Below are 18,638 nucleotides of genomic sequence, written 5' to 3' on the forward strand. Positions count from 1 at the left end.
AAAGGGCGCCGGCCCGGTTACACAATAGCAAAGGGCGACGCCGATGGCGCCGCCCTTTGGGTCGAGTGTCAGGTGACGCCGATCACCCCGGCAGGACGTCACGGCCGGCGAAGATGGCCTGATCGCCGAGCAGTTCCTCGATGCGGAGAAGCTGATTGTATTTGGCGATGCGATCGGAGCGCGACAGGGAGCCGGTCTTGATCTGTCCGCAATTGGTGGCCACCGCCAGATCGGCGATGGTCGAATCCTCCGTCTCGCCCGAGCGGTGCGACATCACCGCCGTATAGCGCGCCTTGTGGGCCGTCTCGACAGCATCGAGGGTTTCGGAGAGGGTGCCGATCTGGTTGACCTTGACGAGGATCGAATTGGCAACACCCATGCGAATGCCGTCGCGCAGACGGGCCGAATTGGTGACGAACAGGTCGTCGCCGACGAGCTGGCAACGGTCCCCGACCTTCTCGGTCAGCGCCTTCCATCCATCCCAGTCGTCTTCGCCCATGCCATCTTCGATCGAGATGATCGGATATTTGCCGACAAGCTCGGTGAGATAGTCAGCCATGGCGCCGGCTTCGAGGGAGCGCCCCTCGCCTTCCAGCTCGTATTTGCCATTCTTGTAGAACTCGGTGGCAGCGCAGTCGAGCGCGATATGGATGTCCTCGCCGGGCTTGTAGCCGGCCTTTTCGATCGACTGCATGATGAAATCGAGCGCCGCGGGCGCGCTTTCCAGATTGGGTGCGAAGCCGCCCTCGTCTCCGACATTGGTGCCATGGCCGGCAGCGGAGAGCTGCTTTTTCAAGGTATGGAAAACCTCGGCACCCATGCGCACGGCATCGGAGAACGTGTCGGCGCCGACCGGCATGATCATGAATTCCTGGAAATCGATCGGATTGTCGGCATGGGCGCCGCCATTGATGATGTTCATCATCGGCACGGGCAGCAGCCGCGCATTGGCGCCGCCGACATAGCGAAACAGCGGCAGGCCGGTCGACTGCGCGGCGGCGCGCGCTACGGCCAGGGAAACACCGAGGATGGCATTGGCGCCGAGACTGGCCTTGTTGGGTGTGCCGTCGAGACCGATCAGCGCCGCATCGAGCGCCACCTGGGCTTCGGCATCGTGACCGCTGAGCGCGTCGCGTATCGCGCCGTTGACAGCGTCCACGGCCTTTGTCACCCCCTTGCCGAGATAGCGGTCGCCGCCGTCGCGCAGCTCCACCGCCTCGTGGGCGCCTGTCGAAGCACCGGACGGCACGGCGGCACGGCCGAATGCGCCATCTTCCAGATGAACGTCCACCTCGACAGTCGGATTGCCGCGGCTGTCGAGAATTTCGCGGCCGTGAATGTCAATGATTGCGGTCATGCGGGGCTCCTGTAAAACCGGCTGTGGCCGAACTATTTGCACCGGCCAGGTGATCGGATCTGAAATGGTTCCCGGGTCATACCCTACCGGCCTGAAAAATCAATCTGAGCCTGAGGCAGGATACCGGCCGCGGTTCCGCGGCAGAATGATCACGGTGCGCATCGGACCGATACACCATCCACGCGGTGCACGAGACTGGGCGCGCATCGGCAAGCAACTGGACAGCGAGAATATTACTGCAGACGAATAAGTATTGTTTTCGACTTAGTCGGCGGATTGCAAGTCTGTTTTAATCTGAAATTAACGACACAGCATCAAAATTTTCGATGGGGGCATCAAGTAAGCGCAATGCTTGCCAGTGGCATGACGTCAGGGCTCTCCGCACCGGCCGGACCGGGATCGGACCAGCACAACTTCCGGCGGCATTCATCCTTGACAGGATCCGCCGCCATGTCGACCGGACGAGAGGTCCGGATAGTGGGGACAGACGTTATGAAAACCAGCATCAATCGCAGCCTGATCTATTTCGGAGCCGTCGTCATGGTCGGCCTCGCCGTCGCATTCGGCGTGATGAAATTCACTTACGAGGCGTTGAAGGTCAACGGACCGGCCTATCAGCAGATCGTCAACGGCAAAGACCTGATCGCCGACATCCTGCCGCCGCCGCTTTATGTAGTCGAATCCTACCTTCTCGCCAATGAGAGCATGGTCACGCCGGCGGCGCGGACGAAAAATGTCGCGCGCATCGGTGAACTTGATGCCGAATATCAGGAGCGCAAAGCCTACTGGGCGGCCTCGAACCTCGATTCGGCGCTGCTGGCCGAACTTCAGGGCGACGTTCTCGAATATGGCGACCAGTACTGGTCGGTGATGCTCAACCAGTTTCTGCCGGCCATTGCAGCCGGCGACAACGCAGCGACCAGCGCGGCGATCAGCCGGCTGTACACGGCCTTTCATACGCATGACGCGGCCGTCAACCAACTGGTGGCCAATGCCTCGACCTATCTGGAAGGCGCCGAGCAGTCGGCCCGCACCAGCGGATTTGTCTGGTCGCTGATCAGCATGGCTGCTGCCTTGTTCAGCGTGGTGCTGTTTGCTGGCGGGCTGTGGGTGTTCCGCAAGCGGGCGATCGTGCCGCTGACCGGCATGCGCGACTATATGGGCATTCTCGCCAAGGACGATTACAGCCAGGAAGTGCCATACGCGGATCGTACCGACGAAATCGGCGATATGGCCAAGTCCGTGGCGTATTTCCGCAACGAGGCACTGGCCCGCGAGGAAAGCCGGCGGCGCGCCGAGGAAGAAGAAAAGAATGCCCAGCAATCGGAAGCGGCGCAGGCCAAGGCACGCGCCGAGGCAGAGCGCAGCCGGGTCATCGAGCAACTGACCGAGGGCCTGGAGCGCCTGTCATCGGGCGACCTGACCTGCACCATCGAGGAACCGTTTGCGGCGGAATACGAAAAGTTGCGCGCCGAGTTCAATGCCTCCATCGAAGGACTGGCCGTCACCCTGAAGGGGATTTCCACGGCAACGAACGAGGTGCGCCAGACGGCCTCCGAGATCGGCATGGCGACCGACGACCTGTCGCGCCGCACCGAGCAGCAGGCGGCCGCGCTCGAGGAGACCGCAGCGGCGCTCGACGAGATCACCTCGACGGTCAAGTCGGCAAGCGCGCGGGCCGAAGAGGCATCGGCCGAGGTCGGCACGGCCAAGTCCGGCGCCGAGCAGTCGGGCCAGGTGATGCGTGACGCGATCACCGCCATGGAGAAGATCGAGGCCTCCTCGCAGCAGATCTCGCAGATCATTTCGGTGATCGACGACATCGCCTTCCAGACCAACCTGTTGGCCCTGAACGCCGGTGTTGAAGCGGCGCGCGCCGGCGAAGCCGGCAAGGGCTTTGCGGTCGTGGCTCAGGAAGTGCGCGAACTGGCACAACGTTCAGCGACGGCAGCCAAGGAGATCAAGGCGCTGATCGAGACGTCGACCAGCCAGGTGAGCGGCGGTGTGGCGCTGGTCAACAAGACCGGGACAGCGCTGAGCGAGATCGAAGCGCAGGTTGGCAAGATCAACGAGCATATCCAGTCGATCGTCACGGCCAGCCACGAACAGTCGAACGCACTCGGCGAGATCAACGCTTCGGTCAACCAGATGGACCGCGTCACCCAGCAGAACGCGGCGATGGTCGAGGAGACCAATGCGGCGACCCAGTCGCTGAGCTCGGAGACGGTCAAGCTCGAGGGTCTCGTCAACCGCTTCCAGATCAGGGGCGGGATGGGTACGGCGGCAGCCGCTCAGCCGGACCAGGCCCGGCGCGATAGCGGAGCTGCAGCGCGCCCGGCTCCGGTTCACAAGGCCGACCGGGCCGCCGATCAGGGTGCGGCCAAGTCCGCGGCACGACCGGAAGCGGCATCGCGCAGCAGCCGGCCGGCAAGTTCGCCGGCACGAGAACTGAGCCAGAAGGTGGCCTCGGCTTTCTCGACGCGCGAGACGGCGGACAGCGGCTCGGCTGACAGCGGACGCACGGTCACCCCGCCGCGTCCGGCCAATTCGGCCTCGGCGGCAGATAATGCCGTGGCGACCGGGACCGGCCCGACGATGTCAGCAGCCAGCGAGGGCTGGGAGGAATTCTGATCCCGCTCAGACTTTGACCAATGAGACGGCCGCCGGAGCGATCCGGCGGCCGTTTTTCATTGGTGTTGCGGCCTGGCTCTTGCGGTCAGCGCTGTTTGGCAATTGCGTCGAAGGCGAGCAGGGTTTCGAGCAACCGCGGCATCTGGTCGAGCGGCACCATGTTCGGGCCGTCGGATGGCGCGTTGTCGGGATCCTCATGCGTCTCGATGAACACACCGGCGACGCCGACGGCGACAGCGGCGCGCGCCAGGGTTTCGACAAATTGCCGCTGCCCCCCGCTGGAGCCGCCCTGGCCGCCCGGTTGCTGCACCGAATGCGTGGCATCAAAAATGACCGGCGCACCCATGGCCGCCATGATCGGCAGACTGCGAAAATCGGAAACCAGCGTGTTGTAGCCGAACGAGGCGCCGCGTTCGGTGAGAAGGACATCGGCATTGCCGCTGCCGAGGATCTTGGCGAGCACGTTCTGCATGTCCCACGGCGCCAGGAACTGGCCCTTCTTGACATTGATCACCCGCCCGGTGCGCGCCGCGGCAACCAGCAGATCGGTCTGGCGGCACAGGAAAGCCGGGATCTGCAGAATATCGACCACTGGCGCGACCTCGGCGCATTGCGCCTCGGTATGCACATCGGTCAGGACCGGCAGGCCGAATTCAGCCTTCAGGTCTGAAAAGATCTCAAGGCTTTGCGCGAGACCAAGGCCGCGGGTGGCTTGCAGCGAAGTGCGGTTGGCCTTGTCAAAGGAGGATTTGTAGACCAGGCCGATGTCGAGGTCCGCGCAGATCTCCTTGAGCCGGCCAGCCACTTCGAAGGCGTGGACGCGGCTTTGCATCTGGCAGGGGCCGGCGATCAGGCACAGGCGGCCATCATTGGCGAAGCGGACGCCACCGGCGGCAACCGTGGCATTGGGCCTGTCGAATTGTTGTGCGGTCATCGGCTTTCCTCGAAGGCGTAGAGGACCCCCTGCCCTTCCGCGGCATCGACGATCAGGCGGCCGGCATGCTCGCGGACCGGAATATCCTCATTTGCCAAAGCGCTGCGGGTGGCGTTGAGATCGGCAACGCGAAACACCACGGCCCGGCCGCGCAGGCCACGTCCGTGGGCGCAGCGCCGCGTGCCGAACCAGTTCTCAAGGCCCTCCGGGGTCATGACGTTGATGACAGCCGCCTGCAGCGCGATTTCGATGCCGAAGGAATGGGCATCGACTTCACGATTGTCGGCCAACTCCTGGAGAAAATACTGGAAATCGGTGGGGTTGGGTTCCGACAGCACCAGTTCGGAAATGCCGGTGACGCCGTTGGCGTGTCTGGCGAACGAATTGTCAGCAGCCGGCGGCATGGCGTGGCGCTCGACGGCGACGCCGAAAAAATCCGGAGCGCGCAGATCGGCCGCAAACGCCAGCTCGAAGCGCGGATGGCTGGTGCTGCCATCGGCCCGCTCGAGCGGCCGGGTGAAGGTCAGGATCTCGCCGCCCGACTGGCCGTTTGCGGCAAAGCGCGCGTGGTCGGCGCCGGCGTCGCTGCTGGAAACGACGAGCGCTGACAGTCCTTCTGCGCCCTGGCGAAAGCGGAAGGCCTGGTCCCGGGCGACAAAGACATTGCCGGCGATGGCGGCCGCCTCGCACTCCTCGCGGCTGGCAATGGCGAGTGGCTCGAGATAGGAGCCATCGCCGAAAAAGATGCAGGCGTTTTCAGTGCCGAAGGGATGGCGCGCATCCGGCGCCACCTGAAAGCCAAGCGCGGTATGGCGCTTCCGGGTGGTGGCAAGATCGGCGACCGGCAGGACGAGATGGTCAAGTCGGCGCGCGGTGCGCTGGCGGGAGGCGGTAGGCGTGTCCATCAAGGTCTCCTCAGGGTGCGCTCCCTTAGCAGGTCCGTTTGCCGCTAGGCAACCTGGACGGCGCATGCCGTGCCGGCAGCCAACACGATGGGCCGGCACCCTTGCGTTCGCACGGGACCGGAGCTATGCCATGCACCAGTAAATCAACAGGGAAATGCGGCATGATTCACAGTGCGGGACGAAGTGTGACGCGCACCGCGTTGGCGTTGTGGGTCGTCGTTCTCAGCTTTGCCGTCGGCGCCTGTTCGAGCACCGGTGCACTCGACAGCGTGCCCTATTCAGCGCCGGTTCCCGAACGGTTTGCGGCGATCGTCATTGACGAGCGCACCAGCAAGACCCTGTATTCGGTGCGCGCCAATGAAACGCGCTATCCGGCCTCCCTGACCAAGATGATGACGCTCTATCTGCTGTTTCAGGCCATCGATTCGGGTCGCCTGCGCCGCGATTCGCAGATCCCCGTCTCGGAGAATGCGGCGCGGCAACCGGCATCGAAACTATATCTGAAAGCCGGTTCGACGATCAGCGTCGATACGGCGATCCGCGCCCTCGTCGTCAAATCGGCCAATGATGTGGCGACCGCGGTCGCCGAGTATCTTGGCGGGGGTTCGGAAGAGCACTTTGCGGCGCTGATGACCCGTCAGGCCCGGGCGCTGGGAATGTCACGCACCCGGTTCAAGAATGCCTCCGGTCTTCCTGATTCCGAGCAGACCACCACGGCGTCCGACATGGCGCGCCTGGCGCTGGCCTTGAAGAGCCGCTATCCGCACTATTACCCGTATTTTTCCCTGCGCAGCTTCGAGCACAACGGCAAGACGATCCGCGGCCACAACAAGGTGCTCGACATGATGTCCGGCGTTGATGGCATCAAGACCGGCTATACGCGCGCCTCGGGCTTCAACCTTGCGACCTCGGCACGCAGCAATGGCCGGCGCGTCGTCGGCGTGGTGATGGGCGAGGATTCAGCCAAAGTGCGCAATGAGCGCATGGTGCAACTGATCCGCTACGCCGCACGGCAGCGCTAGTTCCAGTCATTTATACGCCGTCTTTGTAGGCGCCGACGCGCCGTTTTGCGCTGTCCTCCCGTAGCGGCCTCCCGGTCTTGTTTGCGCCTTTCTTGCCGCTCAGGCTTGGCATTTGCGGCCGGGCGGTCTATGCGGGCCGGGCGCGCCGCGCGTGGCGGCTGCATTCATTTCATTTTCCTCAACCGGAGGCCGGCACCGCCGATGCTCCGGCTGCAACCGCCAGAAGGGCCGCACCGGACCGATCTCCGCCGCGGCTTCCGAGAGCCCATGATTTCCCTCAGCACCTACAAGCACCAATGGTTTCACAATATCCGGCCGGACATTCTTTCCGGCCTGGTCGTCGCCCTGGCCCTGATTCCCGAAGCCATCGCCTTTTCGATCATCGCCGGTGTCGATCCGAAGGTCGGCCTGTACGCCTCCTTCTCGATCGCCGTGATCACCGCGATTGTCGGCGGCCGGCCGGGGATGATTTCGGCGGCGACCGCGGCAACGGCGGTGCTGATGGTGACGCTGGTGCGCGACCATGGCCTAGAATATCTCCTGGCGGCCACCGTGCTAGCCGGGCTGATCCAGATCGTCGCCGGCTTCCTCAAGCTCGGCTATGTGATGCGTTTCGTGTCGCGCTCGGTGATGACCGGTTTCGTCAATGCGCTGGCGATCCTGATCTTCATGGCGCAATTGCCGGAACTGATCGATGTGCCGCCACTGACCTATGTGATGGTGGCGGGCGGCCTGGCGATCATCTACCTGTTTCCCTACGTGACCAAGGCGATCCCCTCACCGCTGGTGACCATCGTCGTGCTGACGGCGCTCAGCCTGGCGCTTGGTCTCGACATCCGCACGGTCGGCGACATGGGCGATCTGCCCGACACGCTGCCGGTGTTCCTTCTGCCCGACATCCCGCTGACCTTCGAGACGCTGATGATCATCCTGCCCTATTCGGTCGGCGTGGCGGCCGTCGGGCTGCTGGAATCGCTGATGACGCAGACCATCGTCGATGATCTCACCGACACCGACTCCAACCGCAACCAGGAATGCATCGGCCAGGGCGTGGCCAACACGGTGACGGGGTTCATCGGCGGCATGGCCGGCTGCGCGATGATCGGCCAGTCGATCATCAATGTGAAATCGGGCGGGCGTGGCCGGCTGTCGACCTTCGTGGCCGGGGTGATGCTGCTGTTTTTCGTCGTCGTGCTCGGCGACTGGGTGTCGCGCATTCCGATGGCGGCGCTGGTGGCCATCATGATCATGGTGTCGATCGGCACCTTCTCCTGGTCATCGATCCTCAATCTGCGATCGCATCCGCGCAGTTCCTCGGTGGTCATGCTGGCGACGGTGGTGTTCGTGGTGTTCACGCACAATCTGGCGATCGGGGTTCTGGTCGGCGTGCTGCTGTCCGGCATCTTCTTTGCCTGGAAGATCGCGCAGATCTTCTCCGTGCGCACGGAGCTGTCGGAAGACGGGCGGTCGCGCACCTATTTTGTCGAGGGTCAGCTGTTCTTCGCCTCGTCGGAAGACTTCATGCGCGCCTTCGATTTCCGCGAGGTGCTGGAGCGCGTGACAATCGACGTGAGCCGAGCGCATATCTGGGACATCTCCAGTGTTCAGGCGCTGGACATGGCGGTGCTGAAATTCCGCCGCGAGGGGGCGGAGGTCGATATTGTCGGTCTCAACGCCGCATCGGAAACCATCGTCGACCGGCTTGCACTGCATGACAAGCCGGGCGCCATGGACCAGTTGCTGTCGCATTAGGGGAATTCGCATGACCAAGACAAAGATCATCTCGCTCGTCGATGGCTCGAGCTACTCGAAGAGCGTATGCGGACTGAGTGCGTGGGCCGCCGGCCGGCTTGAGGCGAGCGTCGAGATCCTGCACGTGCTCGGCCGCCGCGAGGCCAGCGGCAGCGACGATCTGTCGGGCGCCATCGCCCTTGGTGCCCGCACCACCCTTCTCGAGAAACTGACAGCGCTCGACGCCGAGCGCGGCAAGCTGTTGCAGGAGCGCGGCCGGGCCATTCTCGAGGATGCGCGCGCCGTGGTGACGGCAGCCGGCGTGGAGGCGGTGGAGACGCGCCTGTTTCACGGCGACCTCATCGATATCCTGGCGCGGCGCGAGCCGGAGGCCGACCTTCTGGTGATCGGCAAACGCGGCGAAGGAGCGGATTTTGCGTCGCTGCATCTGGGCTCCAACCTCGAACGCATCGTGCGTGCCAGCCACAAGCCGGTGCTTGTCGCCTCGCGTGCCTTCAAGCCGATTGCCAAGGTGCTGATTGCCTGGGATGGCGGCTCGTCGAGCGCCAAGGCGGTGGACCATGTGGCACGCTCGCCGCTGTTTGCCGGGCTTGATATCCGGCTGGTGTTCGTCGGCCACGAGACCGACGAAATCCGCAGGGGCATGGCGCGCGCGGCTGAAACTCTCGGCGCCGGCGGGCATTCGGTGGCGACAGCGGTGCTGGCCGGGCAGCCGGAAAAGGTGCTTGGCGAGCATGTCGGCGCGGAATCGACGGATCTCGTGGTGATGGGCGCCTACGGCCATTCGCGCATCCGCAGCCTGATCATCGGCTCGACGACGACCGAGATGATCCGCTCCTGCCTCGTGCCGATCCTCCTGATGCGCTGAACCGACTGCCGCGACCGACACTGACATCGCGCCACGGGCGATGGCATTTGACCATCTGGTCAATTCTGCATGTCGACGATCAGACGAGGCGCGACTGTTCCAGCGCAGCGCCGATGAAGCCGGCAAACAGCGGATGCGGGTCGAGCGGGCGCGATTTCAGCTCCGGATGGTACTGGACACCGATGAACCAGGGATGGTCGGGATATTCGACCGTCTCGGGCAGCAGGCCGTCGGGCGACATGCCGGCGAACTTCATGCCCGCCGCCTCGAGCCGCTCGCGATAGTCGATATTGACCTCGAAGCGGTGCCGGTGACGCTCGGAGATATCGGTGTTGCCGTAGACCTTTGCGATCAGGCTGTCATCGGCCAGGCGCGCCGGATAGGCGCCAAGCCGCATGGTGCCGCCAAGATCGCCGTTGGCGGCCCGCTTTTCGAGCTGGTTGCCCTTCAGCCACTCGGTCATGATGCCGACAACCGGTTCGCTGGTGGCCCCGAATTCGCTCGATGAAGCCTGTTTGATGCCGACAAGATTGCGGGCCGCTTCGATGACCGCCATCTGCATGCCGAAACAGATGCCGAGATACGGCACCTTGCGTTCGCGGGCGAATTGCGCGGCATGGATCTTGCCCTCGGCGCCGCGTTCGCCAAAACCGCCCGGCACCAGGATGCCATTGACCTTTTCCAGCCAGGGGGCCGGATCCTTGGCTTCGAAAACCTCGGATTCGATCCATTCCAGGCGCACCTTGACGCGATTGGCGATGCCGCCATGGTGCAAGGCTTCGATCAGCGATTTATAGGCATCCTTGAGGCCGGTATACTTGCCGACAATGGCGATGGTCACCTCGCCCTCGGGATTGTGGATGCGTCCCGAGACTTCCTCCCAGGCGCTCATGCGCGGATGCGGCGCCGGATCGATGCCGAAGGCGGCGAGAACCTCTGTATCGAGCCCCTCGCGATGATAGGCGCTGGGCACGTCGTAGATCGAGCTGACATCAAGCGCCTGAATGACGGCGGTCGGCCGCACATTGCAGAACAGTGACAGCTTGCGGCGCTCTTCGGCGGGAATCTCGCGGTCAGCGCGCACCAGAAGAATGTCCGGCGCAATGCCGAGCGCCTGCAATTCCTTCACCGAATGCTGGGTCGGCTTGGTCTTGAGTTCGCCGGCAGCGGCGATGAACGGCATCAATGTCAGATGCACATAGACAGCATTGCCGCGCGGCAGATCGTTGCCGAGCTGGCGGATCGCCTCAACGAAGGGCATCGCCTCGATGTCACCGACAGTGCCGCCGATCTCGCACAGGACGAAATCGAAATCCTCATTGCCATCGAGAACGAAGTTCTTGATCTCGTTGGTGACATGCGGGATCACCTGCACCGTGGCGCCGAGATAGTCGCCGCGACGTTCCTTGTCGATGATGTTCTTGTAGATGCGGCCGGTGGTGATGTTGTCCGACTGGCTGGCGGAGCGGCCGGTGAAGCGTTCGTAATGGCCCAGATCAAGGTCGGTTTCCGCGCCGTCATCGGTGACGAACACTTCGCCGTGCTGGGTCGGGCTCATCGTGCCCGGATCAACGTTCAGATAGGGATCGAGCTTGCGCAGCCGGACGCGATAGCCGCGCGCCTGCAGCAGCGCGCCGAGCGCTGCGGATGCTATGCCTTTGCCGAGCGAGGAGACCACGCCGCCTGTGATGAATACGTATCGCGCCATGGGAGAAAACCGATAGTCCGAGCTGAGTGATTCCGCCACCCCCAAAAGCGAGAGATGGCAAATTTATGGTGGATAGCGCTGCGCGATGAAACAGACCCCGTCAGCGCTTCAAGCAATGAAAAGCCCCGCGAAACCCGTAGCCACGCGGGGCGAATGATATCTTCAGATGGTCCTTGGGACCGTGCCGCCCTACTGACCGGTCGGAACGCCGGCGGGATCATTCTGGCTGTCAGCCGGTGCCAGGGTGGCGGCGGGCGGCGATTCGCCGGTATTAGCCGGTGCATCCGTTGGCACATCTGTCGGCACTTCCGCATTGGGAACGTTTCCGGACGGCACGGCCGCGTTATTCGCCGGGGCCGCATCCGGGTCACTGCCGCCGCCGAGCTGATCGAGAATACCGCCGCCGGTGCCCTGCGTTTCGGTCGGAATGCGATCGAGAATGTCGGTCGAGGACGGACCGTAACGGGCGAGAATGCCGAGCGCCAGCGAGGTGGCGAAGAAGGCGGCCGCCAGAATGGCTGTGGTGCGCGTGAGTGCATTGGCCGCGCCGCGCGCCGACATGAAGCCGGAGCCGCCGCCGATGCCGAGGCCTCCACCCTCCGAGCGCTGGATGAGCACAACGCCGACGAGGGCGAGCACGATCATGAGGTGGATGACGATCAAAACGGTTTGCATGGGGTCTTCCTGATCAGGGAGCGCCCGACACGGGGCGTTCCTTCAGCGAATTTTGCCGCTCTTTACACGAGGCGCAGCGGTTTTCCAAGTGCCACGCGTCCTGCAAGAGCATGCGAGCTGCGGCTTGAAGCTGCACCATCAGCACATTCGGCTTTTCAGCCGAGCAGAGCGCGGTAAGCCTCACAGATGGCGAGAAAATCCTCGGCTTTCAAGCTGGCGCCGCCAACAAGGGCGCCATCGACGTTCTCGATCGCCATCAGCTCGCCGGCATTGCCCGGCTTGACAGAGCCGCCATACAGAAGCCGCATGGCTTGCGCCTCATCGGCAAGGCGCATCGTCAGGGCCTGGCGCATGAAGGCATGCGCGGCGGCGATGTCCTCGGTTGTCGGCGTCAGGCCGGTGCCGATGGCCCACACCGGTTCATAGGCAATGACCGTATTGGCCGCCGTCGCCGTTTCCGGCACCGAGCCGCTGAGTTGCGATCGCAGCACGTCGAGCGTCTTGCCGGCGCGGCGCTCGTCTTCGGTTTCTCCGATGCAGATGATGGCTGTCAGCCCGGCGGCAATGGCCGCCTCGGCCTTGGCGCGGACCGTCAGGTCGTCTTCACCATGCAGCGTCCGGCGCTCGGAATGGCCGACGATGCAGTAGCTGGCCAGGCAATCGGCGAGCATTGCCGCCGAGACATCGCCGGTGAAAGCGCCGCTCTCCTGAGAATGGCAGTCCTGGCCGCCGATATGCAGAGCGCAGTTTTCCGCCAGTGCGGTGGCAACGTAGACCAGGGTGGCCGGCGGGCAGATCAGCGTATCGATGCGCTCGAAATGCGGCTCTTCGACACCCTCGCAGATCGCCTTGATTTCGGCGAGACTGTCGCGCAGCCCGTTCATCTTCCAGTTGCCCGCGACGAGCGGTCGAATATTCGGCGTCATTCAGCTGTCCTCTGCTTTTTCCGGCGGTTCTTCCCGGGCGCTGGGGTGGGCAATAGCAAAGCGCTCGCCGCTTGCCAACGACGAAGACCGGCCGCGCCCTCCTCCGTCCCCGGCTGTCAGCGATGGCCGCTCACCCGATCAGGTGCGTTGGCGACCGGCGGGGCCTTCAAAAAGCGCAGGCGATCGTCTAAAGGGTCTCAGTTGCAAATGCCCGCGTCTCCCATCGCGGTGCCACAGGCCGGAGCTTACATGCTGAACACACTTCGAAAGGGCGCCCGCGGCTGGGTTGCCAAACTCCTCCTCGTTTTGCTGGTCGCCGCCTTCGGCGCCTGGGGAATCAGCGGCTCCATGTTCTCCGGCACCGGCAGTGCGGTGGTGTCCGTCGGTGAGACGATCGTGACGCCGAACGAATACCGGCTGGCGTATAACCGGCAGATGGCGACGCTCGGGCGGCAGCTGAACACGCAGCTCACCAGCGAGCAGGCGCGCGCCTTCGGGGTGCCCGAGCGCACCTTCGGCGCGGTGATCGCCGGCGCGGCGCTTGACGAAGAGGCGCGCAAGATGAATCTCGGACTGTCGGATGAGCGGCTGGCCCGCCTTGTGGCCGACGATCCGACCTTCCACGATTTCAACGGCCGCTTCGACCGCAACAATTTTGCCCGCATTCTCAGCTCGGTCGGCATGAGCGAGGCCGATTACATAGCCAGCCGCAGCAAGGTGGCGGTGCGTTCGCAGATCGTCGAGGCGGTCGCCGATGGACTTGACGCGCCGGACGCGCTGTTGACGGCCCTCGCCCAGTACCAGGCGGAAAGCCGCGATGTGGCCTATATCCTTCTCACCCCGGACGCCCTCGATCCGGTGGCAGAGCCCACCAACGCGGAGATTTCTGCATTCTACGACGCGCAGAAAAGCCGTTATGTGGCGCCCGAGTATCGCAAGATCACCTATCTCAAGCTTGAGCCGGAAGACATCACCGATCCGGAGGCGATCGCCGAAGACGCCGTGCGCGCCGATTACGAGGCCAACAAGGACCGCTACACGACCGCCGAGACGCGCACCGTCGATCAGCTGGTGTTCAGCGACCGGGAAGCGGCCGAGAGTGCTGCGGAACGTCTCGCATCGGGCGCCAGTTTCGATACGAGCGCCGAGGAACAGGGCCGCTCGCCTTCCGATCTTCGCATTGGCAGCTTCAGCCAGGAAGATGCGCCATCCGATGCGATTGGCGAGGCTGCCTTCGCCGTATCGGCAGCGGGCGGGACAACCGGCGTGGTCGATGGCCCCTTCGGTCCGGTGATCCTGCGGGTTGCCGCGATCAACCCGGCGAGCGTCAAGTCGTTCGAAGAGATGGAGGCGGAACTGCGCCGGCAGATGGCCCTGGCGGAAGCCTATGACCAGGTGCTCAACGTGCATGATTCGATCGAGGATGCCCTGGCGGGCGGCTCGTCGCTCGGCGAGGCGGCGACATCCCAGCGGCTCGATCTGGTGACGGTGGAGGCCATCGACCGGACCGGACGGGATCCCGACGGCACCGTGCGCAGTGACCTGCCGGTGTCGCGCGATCTGCTGCAGGGCGCGTTCGAGGCCGAGGTCGGCGTGGAATTGCCGCCACTGGCGATCGGCTCGGACGGTTTCGTCTGGTACCAGGTCGAGGCGGTCACCGAGGAGCGGCAGCGGCCTTTGGACGAGGTGCGCGAGACGGTAATTGCCGACTGGAAGTCCGAACAGATGGCTGAAGCGCTCGGCGCCCGGGCAACGGAGCTGGCTGAGCGGCTGAAGGAGGGCGACAGCCTCGAGGAGATTGCCGGCGAGCTGGGCCTGGCGGTCGAGCAGAAATATGCGCTGCAGCGTGACGGCCAGGGGCCGGTATTCGGCGAAGCCGCGGTGCAGGCGGCATTTGGCGGTCCGGCCGGGCATGCGGGCGTGGCGAGCGATGCCTCGGGTGCAAACCGCATCATCTTCCAGGTGACGGCGGTCAATGATGCATCGGATGCCAGCGCCGAGGCGCTGAGCGAAGCCGAGCGCAGCAATTTCTCAAGCCGCATTGCCGATGATATTCTCGATCAGCTGGTTGCCGATCTGCGCACGCGCTACGGAGTCGAGGTCAACCGCACGCTCGCCGAACGCGCCATTTCCTACTGATCGGAATATTGGCCCGGCACCGCCGCGAGACAGGCCTCTGGCGCGAGCGCAGACAGGAGTTGGAATGGCCGACATGAAAAGTTTCATCGCCAAGGTTGCCGATGGCGCGGCGCTGAGTGCCGAGGAGGCGCGTGGCGCTTTCGCCGCCATGATGTCCGGCGAGGCGACGCCTTCGCAGATCGGCGGGTTTCTGATGGCGCTGAGGGTGCGCGGCGAGGCCGAAAGCGAAATTGCCGGCGCGGTGCGGGTGATGCGCGAGAAGATGATCCCGGTGGAGGCGCCGGACGACGCCATCGACATTGTCGGCACCGGCGGCGATGGATCCGGCACCTACAATGTATCCACCTGCGCGGCGTTCATCGTCGCCGGGTGCGGCGTGCCGGTGGCAAAGCACGGCAACCGCGCCCTGTCCTCGAAGTCCGGCGCGGCGGATTCACTGGCGGCGCTCGGGATCAATATCGAATTGAAGCCGGCCGGAATCGCCGCCTGTATCCGTGAGGCCGGGCTCGGTTTCATGTTCGCGCCGGCGCACCATTCGGCGATGCGTTTCGTGGGACCCTCGCGCGTGGAACTGGGAACGCGCACGATCTTCAACCTGCTCGGCCCGCTGTCCAATCCCGCCGGCGTGACCCGGCAACTGCTCGGGGTCTTTGCGCCGCAATGGCTCGAGCCGCTGGCGCATGTGATGCGGGATCTCGGCTCGGAGCGGGTGTGGGTGGTGCACGGGGACGGTCTCGACGAGATGACCACCACCGGTGCGACCCGGGTCTGCGCTCTCGAGGACGGACAGGTGCGCTCCTTCGACATCACCCCGGAAGCGGCCGGGCTGCAAAGGGTCGATCTGGCGCAGCTCAAGGGGGGCAACGGCGCGCATAACGCCAAGGCGCTGCGGGCCGTGCTGGAAGGAACGCGCGGGGCCTATCGCGACATCGCCGTATTGAATGCCGCCGGAGCGCTGATGGTGGCCGGACGCGCCGAAACGCTGCAGGATGGCGTCGAACTGGCTGCAAAGGCACTCGACAGCGGTGCGGCGCTGGACAGGCTGGAGCGGCTGGTGGCCTGCTCGCAAGCGCATGCGCCGGCCAAGGAGGACTAAGCAATGAGCGATATTCTCGAGCGGATCGAAGCCTACAAGCGCGACGAGATCGCCGCCGCCAAGTCGGCCCGGCCGCTCAGCGAGCTGACCGCGCTGAGTGCCGAGACTGAACCGCCGCGCGGTTTTCTCGCGGCGCTGGCGGCCAAACGATCGGCGGGTGAGCCCGGACTGATCGCGGAGATCAAGAAGGCAAGCCCCTCGAAGGGCCTTATCCGGCCGGATTTCAATCCGCCGGCGCTGGCGCGTGCCTATGAGGAGGGCGGCGCGGCGTGCCTGTCGGTGCTGACCGACAAGCCCTCCTTCCAGGGGGCGCCGGAATATCTCGGCGCGGCGCGCGATGCGGTGTCCCTGCCCGTGCTGCGCAAGGATTTCATGTTCGATCCCTACCAGGTACACGAGGCGCGTGCATGGGGCGCCGACGCCATCCTGATCATCATGGCGGCGGTGTCCGACCGCGATGCGCGCAGCCTCGAGCAGACGGCCATGACGCTCGGTCTCGATGTTCTGGTCGAAGTGCATGACGAGGCAGAGCTTGAGCGGGCCCTGAAGCTGGAAAGCCGGCTGATCGGCATCAACAATCGCGATTTGCGGACTTTCGAAACGTCGCTGGAAACCAGCGAGCGTCTGGCGCCGCTGGTGCCTGAGGGGCATCTGCTGGTCGGCGAGAGCGGAATTTCTACACCCGCCGATTGCGCGCGGCTGAAAGCCAGCGGCATTTCCACCTATCTGGTCGGCGAGAGCCTGATGCGGCAGGCGGATGTGGCCGCGGCGACGCGGGCGCTGCTCGGCCAGGACGCCCTGCCCTCGGCGGTTCTGTAGCGATGCCCGGCGGCGCAGAGAGCGATGCCGGGCGCCCGGCAGACCACCTCACCCACCTGGCCGAGGACGGCTCGGCGGAGATGGTCGATGTCGGCGGCAAGGCGGAAACGCTGCGGGTTGCCACGGCGGTCGGGCATGTGCGGATGGCGCGCGAAACCCTCGAGCTGATCCGCGCCGGCGACATGAAGAAGGGCGATGTTCTCGGCACGGCGCGGCTGGCCGGCATCATGGCGGCAAAGCAGACGGCGCAGCTCATCCCGCTCTGCCACCCTCTGGCGCTGAGCAAGATCGCCGTCGATATCGTGCCTGATCCGGCCCTGCCCGGCCTCACCGTGACGGCGACGGCACGGCTGACCGGACGCACCGGCGTCGAGATGGAAGCCCTGACGGCGGTGTCCGTGGCATGCCTGACGATCTACGACATGGCCAAGGCGGTGGATCGGCGCATGCAGATCGGCGGTATGCAGGTGATTGCGAAATCGGGCGGTCAGTCGGGTGATTTCACGCTCGATGCGCCCCCCGCACAGGAAGGATGACAGCATGGCGCTGATCCCGGTAGCCGAAGCCCTCAGGCGCGTGACAGGCGATGCCGCGCCGCTTGCGCGCAGCGAGCGCGTGCCGCTCAACGCTGCGGCCGGGCGTGTGCTGGCCGAAGACCTGCCGGCGCTGAGGACGCAGCCGCCGTTTTCAGCCTCGGCGATGGATGGCTATGCGGTGCGGTCCGCTGATGCCGAGGCGCCCGGCGCCACCCTGGCTGTGACAGGCGTTGCCGCCGCCGGGCATGGGTTCGAGGGGACGGTCAAGGCCGGCGAGGCGGTGCGCATCTTTACCGGTGCCCCGCTTCCCGACGGCGCTGACAGCGTGGTCATCCAGGAAGAGTGCGCGGCGATCGACAGCGCCGACGGCGACAAGCGGGTGCGCATCGAAACGGCCGCAAGGCGTGGCCAGAATGTGCGGCCTGCCGGGATCGATTTTCGCGACGGCCATGCCGGACTGCCGGCCGGGCGGTTGCTTGACCCGGCGGCGATCATGCTAGCGGCGGCCATGAACCACCCGCATTTATCAGTGCGGGCCCGGCCGAAAGTGGCGATCCTGGCGACCGGTGACGAGTTGCGCCTGCCCGGAGAGCCGCTGCAGCCCGGACAGATCATTGCCTCGAACAGTTTTGGTATTGCGGCGCTGGTGCAGGCGGCGGGCGGCGAGGTGCTCGATCTCGGTATCGCCGGAGACAGCATGGCGGCGCTCGATTCGGCAATTGATTCGGCGCTGGGCCACGACGCCGACGTGCTGGTGACGATCGGCGGCGCCTCTGTCGGCGATCATGATCTGGTGCAAAAGGCGATGCTGGCGCGCGGCATGGCGCTGGATTTCTGGAAGATTGCGATGCGGCCGGGCAAGCCGCTGATGTCCGGGCGGCTTGACGGATTGCGCATTCTCGGCCTGCCGGGCAACCCGGCATCGAGCATGGTCTGCGGCTATCTTTTTCTCGAGCCTCTGGTGGCTATCCTGGCCGGACGCAATTCGCCCAACCGCATTCGAAAAGCGCGTCTTTCCAAAGGTTTGAAGGCCAATTCTGAGCGTCAGGATTACATGCGTGGACGGCTTGAGACGGCAGCCGACGGAACGCTCACCGCGGTTCCGCTCGCCGAGCAGGATTCGTCGCTGATGCGCGTTTTCGCCGAGGCCGACTGCCTGATCATCCGGCCCCCGCATGCCCCTGAGGCGCCCGCCGGGGCGCAGGTCGACGTCCTGCTACTCGGCTAGCCGCAGGCCGCTGCGCACACGACGCCACTTTCGGGACTTGCA

General features: G+C 64.7%; 15 protein-coding genes. 9 read left to right on the top strand and 6 right to left on the bottom strand.

Translation table 11 applies throughout. From position 1 onward, the window contains the following. Window positions 1-82 precede the first annotated feature (82 nt). Window positions 83-1,357 carry a phosphopyruvate hydratase gene (gene eno, locus KY465_RS14395; RefSeq protein ID WP_219202517.1) on the bottom strand — a complete coding sequence of 425 codons (1,275 nt, stop codon included), beginning with the start codon at window positions 1,355-1,357 and terminating at the stop codon, window positions 83-85. Between the two features lie 492 nt (window positions 1,358-1,849). On the opposite strand from eno, the gene KY465_RS14400 reads away from it, so the two are divergent. Further along, a complete protein-coding gene (locus tag KY465_RS14400; protein ID WP_219202519.1) occupies window positions 1,850-3,988 on the top strand; it encodes a methyl-accepting chemotaxis protein in 2,139 nt (712 codons plus the stop codon). Between the two features lie 85 nt (window positions 3,989-4,073). On the opposite strand, the gene kdsA is transcribed toward KY465_RS14400, so the two are convergent. Then, entirely contained in the window at window positions 4,074-4,922 is an 849-nt protein-coding gene (kdsA, locus tag KY465_RS14405) for a 3-deoxy-8-phosphooctulonate synthase (protein ID WP_219202521.1), read from the bottom strand. Beyond that, window positions 4,919-5,827: a VOC family protein gene (locus tag KY465_RS14410; RefSeq protein WP_219202523.1), complete on the bottom strand. Its 909-nt coding sequence runs from the start codon at window positions 5,825-5,827 to the stop codon at window positions 4,919-4,921. Before KY465_RS14410 ends, kdsA begins: the two co-directional genes overlap by 4 nt. 161 nt (window positions 5,828-5,988) lie before the next feature. Between KY465_RS14410 and KY465_RS14415 the strand changes: the two genes are divergently transcribed. The 3 genes from KY465_RS14415 to KY465_RS14425 all read left to right on the top strand — a co-directional run bounded on the left by KY465_RS14415 (window position 5,989) and on the right by KY465_RS14425 (window position 9,469). Next, complete coding sequence (locus KY465_RS14415; RefSeq protein ID WP_219202524.1) at window positions 5,989-6,849, top strand: D-alanyl-D-alanine carboxypeptidase family protein; 861 nt, start codon at window positions 5,989-5,991, stop codon at window positions 6,847-6,849. 267 nt (window positions 6,850-7,116) lie between these two features. After that, window positions 7,117-8,601 (top strand): SulP family inorganic anion transporter, encoded by a 1,485-nt coding sequence (locus KY465_RS14420; protein WP_219202526.1) that lies wholly within the window; start codon window positions 7,117-7,119, stop codon window positions 8,599-8,601. 10 nt (window positions 8,602-8,611) lie between these two features. After that, window positions 8,612-9,469, top strand: coding sequence for a universal stress protein (locus KY465_RS14425; protein ID WP_219202528.1), 858 nt, complete (start codon window positions 8,612-8,614; stop codon window positions 9,467-9,469). A gap of 79 nt (window positions 9,470-9,548) precedes the next feature. Here KY465_RS14425 and pyrG read toward each other — a convergent pair whose 3' ends face one another. The 3 genes from pyrG to tpiA all read right to left on the bottom strand — a co-directional run bounded on the left by pyrG (window position 9,549) and on the right by tpiA (window position 12,778). After that, window positions 9,549-11,177 carry a CTP synthase gene (gene pyrG, locus KY465_RS14430; RefSeq protein WP_219202530.1) on the bottom strand — a complete coding sequence of 543 codons (1,629 nt, stop codon included), beginning with the start codon at window positions 11,175-11,177 and terminating at the stop codon, window positions 9,549-9,551. 189 nt (window positions 11,178-11,366) lie between these two features. Further along, a complete protein-coding gene (gene secG, locus KY465_RS14435) occupies window positions 11,367-11,852 on the bottom strand; it encodes a preprotein translocase subunit SecG (protein WP_219202532.1) in 486 nt (161 codons plus the stop codon). A gap of 155 nt (window positions 11,853-12,007) precedes the next feature. Continuing rightward, the gene (gene tpiA, locus KY465_RS14440) at window positions 12,008-12,778 is read right to left on the bottom strand and encodes a triose-phosphate isomerase (RefSeq protein ID WP_219202534.1); all 771 of its coding nucleotides are present in this window, start codon (window positions 12,776-12,778) and stop codon (window positions 12,008-12,010) included. A gap of 249 nt (window positions 12,779-13,027) precedes the next feature. On the opposite strand from tpiA, the gene KY465_RS14445 reads away from it, so the two are divergent. The 5 genes from KY465_RS14445 to KY465_RS14465 all read left to right on the top strand — a co-directional run bounded on the left by KY465_RS14445 (window position 13,028) and on the right by KY465_RS14465 (window position 18,596). After that, window positions 13,028-14,917 (top strand): SurA N-terminal domain-containing protein, encoded by a 1,890-nt coding sequence (locus KY465_RS14445; protein ID WP_255561681.1) that lies wholly within the window; start codon window positions 13,028-13,030, stop codon window positions 14,915-14,917. A 64-nt stretch (window positions 14,918-14,981) separates the two neighbouring features. Continuing rightward, a complete protein-coding gene (gene trpD, locus KY465_RS14450; RefSeq protein ID WP_219202538.1) occupies window positions 14,982-16,013 on the top strand; it encodes an anthranilate phosphoribosyltransferase in 1,032 nt (343 codons plus the stop codon). Between the two features lie 3 nt (window positions 16,014-16,016). After that, on the top strand, window positions 16,017-16,832 hold the full coding sequence (trpC, locus tag KY465_RS14455) for an indole-3-glycerol phosphate synthase TrpC (RefSeq protein WP_219202540.1): 816 nt from the start codon (window positions 16,017-16,019) through the stop codon (window positions 16,830-16,832). A gap of 2 nt (window positions 16,833-16,834) precedes the next feature. Next, the gene (gene moaC / locus KY465_RS14460; RefSeq protein ID WP_219202541.1) at window positions 16,835-17,368 is read left to right on the top strand and encodes a cyclic pyranopterin monophosphate synthase MoaC; all 534 of its coding nucleotides are present in this window, start codon (window positions 16,835-16,837) and stop codon (window positions 17,366-17,368) included. Window positions 17,369-17,372: 4 nt separating this feature from the next. After that, complete coding sequence (locus KY465_RS14465; RefSeq protein ID WP_219202543.1) at window positions 17,373-18,596, top strand: molybdopterin molybdotransferase MoeA; 1,224 nt, start codon at window positions 17,373-17,375, stop codon at window positions 18,594-18,596. The last annotated feature ends 42 nt before the right edge of the window (window positions 18,597-18,638 follow it).

It is taken from the genome of Neohoeflea coraliihabitans, assembly GCF_019334345.1.
GTDB lineage: Bacteria > Pseudomonadota > Alphaproteobacteria > Rhizobiales > Rhizobiaceae > Pseudohoeflea > Pseudohoeflea coraliihabitans.

Excerpts from the sequence above, each read along its gene's own strand:
- trpC (WP_219202540.1), top strand. The coding sequence starts at position 16,017 with ATGAGCGATATTCTCGAGCGGATCGAAGCCTACAAGCGCGACGAGATC.
- secG (WP_219202532.1), bottom strand. The coding sequence starts at position 11,852 with ATGCAAACCGTTTTGATCGTCATCCACCTCATGATCGTGCTCGCCCTC.
- trpD (WP_219202538.1), top strand. The coding sequence starts at position 14,982 with ATGGCCGACATGAAAAGTTTCATCGCCAAGGTTGCCGATGGCGCGGCG.
- KY465_RS14420 (WP_219202526.1), top strand. The coding sequence starts at position 7,117 with ATGATTTCCCTCAGCACCTACAAGCACCAATGGTTTCACAATATCCGG.
- moaC (WP_219202541.1), top strand. The coding sequence starts at position 16,835 with ATGCCCGGCGGCGCAGAGAGCGATGCCGGGCGCCCGGCAGACCACCTC.
- tpiA (WP_219202534.1), bottom strand. The coding sequence starts at position 12,778 with ATGACGCCGAATATTCGACCGCTCGTCGCGGGCAACTGGAAGATGAAC.
- KY465_RS14425 (WP_219202528.1), top strand. The coding sequence starts at position 8,612 with ATGACCAAGACAAAGATCATCTCGCTCGTCGATGGCTCGAGCTACTCG.
- pyrG (WP_219202530.1), bottom strand. The coding sequence starts at position 11,177 with ATGGCGCGATACGTATTCATCACAGGCGGCGTGGTCTCCTCGCTCGGC.
- KY465_RS14410 (WP_219202523.1), bottom strand. The coding sequence starts at position 5,827 with ATGGACACGCCTACCGCCTCCCGCCAGCGCACCGCGCGCCGACTTGAC.
- kdsA (WP_219202521.1), bottom strand. The coding sequence starts at position 4,922 with ATGACCGCACAACAATTCGACAGGCCCAATGCCACGGTTGCCGCCGGT.
- KY465_RS14465 (WP_219202543.1), top strand. The coding sequence starts at position 17,373 with ATGGCGCTGATCCCGGTAGCCGAAGCCCTCAGGCGCGTGACAGGCGAT.
- KY465_RS14415 (WP_219202524.1), top strand. The coding sequence starts at position 5,989 with ATGATTCACAGTGCGGGACGAAGTGTGACGCGCACCGCGTTGGCGTTG.
- KY465_RS14400 (WP_219202519.1), top strand. The coding sequence starts at position 1,850 with ATGAAAACCAGCATCAATCGCAGCCTGATCTATTTCGGAGCCGTCGTC.
- KY465_RS14445 (WP_255561681.1), top strand. The coding sequence starts at position 13,028 with ATGCTGAACACACTTCGAAAGGGCGCCCGCGGCTGGGTTGCCAAACTC.
- eno (WP_219202517.1), bottom strand. The coding sequence starts at position 1,357 with ATGACCGCAATCATTGACATTCACGGCCGCGAAATTCTCGACAGCCGC.